Genomic DNA, 1943 nt, shown 5'->3' with positions numbered 1-1943 from the left:
CAAATTTATTCAACAATTAGCAGACTTGTTTGAGGTATCTACGGACTATTTACTTGGCAGAACCGATATTCGAGACATAAATGCTATTAATGATCGGAAATTTTGGGAAATATATGATAAACTCAAGACACGGAATGATTTATTAGTTTTGTTTGAGTATACAAAGGATCTTTCTCCTAAAACTATTGCTCAAATAATGCGGATAATAAAAGCTATTGAAAACACGCAGAACGATGAGGTATAATATAACTGTAACAAATAACGGTTAGGCTCAAAGAGCCAGGCTGCTGTAAAAGCACAAGCCAATGTGCTTTCCTCTGAAGAGGGGTTAGCAGCGAGCAGCGCCATGCCGCAGGGCAGGGGTGCTGCAGAAAAGGCCGGTAAATATGCCGGTAAAATAAAAATGAGAATTCGTTACTAAAGGCAGTATTGCCATGCTAAAAGGCAGGCATACTGCCTTTTTATTTTTTTAAGCAAAGGAGGAATAACAATGCTTTTCAAAAAAAGGATATGGCAGATTATTGAAGTTAACACCCCGGAGGAACTGACTGAAAAGTTAAAGAAAATATGCCCCTTCAAAGTAAAAAGTGGTATAAAAAATAACTCAAACTTCGCAGTTAAATATTGACTGCTAGACCTTGAAAAATCAATAATTCAGCCAATTTATATACCTATTAAGATGCTTTTTTATACTCCATTTTCCTCTTATAGTACTCGGGAAGCTTTGCAATAAAAGCATCAATTAATTGATCAATTTGTTCACTTGAAAGAAATAAGATTTCTTCCAAAACATCACGAAGTAAGCTGAGTATAAGTTCCAACGCCTCCGCAAACTGTATATCAGCAACTTCATCGTAACATTCGAAAAATAGCTCTCCTAAAGCACGCGGATCCTCCTTTTGCCGTTTCTCCAATGCCAGTATCATATACCTCGTCATAACTATAGCAGTATGAGCAGTAATAACATCGTATGATAACCCTCGAAATTCTGAACCAAGCCTGAGATACGATTTACAAACCTTGAAAAATACTTCAATGTCCCATCGCTTACCATAAAGCTGTATGATCTCTTCCTCAGATAATTCCATGTCAGTAGAAATCAATGCTATCCACTTTTTTCTGTTGTTTCGATCCCTAACATATACAATACGGGCATCAATCATTTCGTTATCCTGGTTATAAAGCTTAACACATACCGATAAAAGATACCTACTTCTCCCACGACGCTTTTTTGCTGAAGAATATATCTGGGATAACGTCCTTTTCTCTCCGTCTAACAAATACTTAACTTTCGGCGTCTTCTTCAATCTTGCAACTACATTGAGCCCTATTTTAGCAATCTCTATGATAGTAGTGGGATAAGCAAACCAACAATCAAATAGTACATGCTTAGACGGAATTCCTATCTTTACAATCTGCCCAAGCATCTCAAGTAGAACCTTCGGAGCACTTGATATTGCTTGTTGTCTTGCTTTATAACCACAGGATCGTTTATCAATCTTGGGATTTGTCTCGGTAAACCTGTTCTTCTTATCCTGTGAACTAAGATGTCTAAATAGCAATGGAATGAGTGTTACTCCATCAGTCCATGCAAGAGTCAATAACCTAAACCCACACTTAAATCTATTCCCTTTCCCTGTATGATCATGGACATTTGCTAGTAACTCCACTTTCGTGCTTCTCGGACGGCTGTAAAGAGTATCATCTACAACTATTGCGTTAACTCTACTATCCGAAGTCAACCTCGAAATTTTGGCAATAATACGTACAGCAAGACTCAGCATAAATGTAGCCCAATTAATAAAAGGCGAATTCAGAAATCTATACACAACATCTTTTCCAAAACCTGCATCGTGTGTTCCATTGAGTATGTTGTTTTTTGCAAATGAAAATTCCCCACTTTTGCAAAATGGGTGCTGGAAAATTTGCCAGCAGTTTACAGC

At 37.4% G+C, this 1943-nt stretch carries 2 protein-coding genes and 1 pseudogene; 2 read left to right on the top strand and 1 reads right to left on the bottom strand.

Annotated elements, in window-relative coordinates:
* Positions 1–244 (top strand): annotated as a pseudogene (locus FWJ59_RS09495) (XRE family transcriptional regulator); the annotation flags it as partial.
* A gap of 246 nt (positions 245–490) precedes the next feature.
* Entirely contained in the window at positions 491–628 is a 138-nt protein-coding gene (locus tag FWJ59_RS09490; RefSeq protein WP_414481686.1) for a hypothetical protein, read from the top strand.
* Between the two features lie 46 nt (positions 629–674).
* Here FWJ59_RS09490 and FWJ59_RS09485 read toward each other — a convergent pair.
* On the bottom strand, positions 675–1943 hold a 1269-nt coding region (locus tag FWJ59_RS09485; RefSeq protein WP_414481685.1), incomplete at its 5' end, for a transposase.

Origin of the sequence: Caldicoprobacter sp., assembly GCF_047459465.1 — a bacterium.
GTDB lineage: Bacteria > Bacillota > Clostridia > Caldicoprobacterales > Caldicoprobacteraceae > Caldicoprobacter.
Note: the sequence above shows the minus strand (reverse complement) of the source record. Positions and strands in the feature narration are given on the sequence as shown.

Excerpts from the sequence above, each read along its gene's own strand:
- FWJ59_RS09490 (WP_414481686.1), top strand. The coding sequence starts at position 491 with ATGCTTTTCAAAAAAAGGATATGGCAGATTATTGAAGTTAACACCCCG.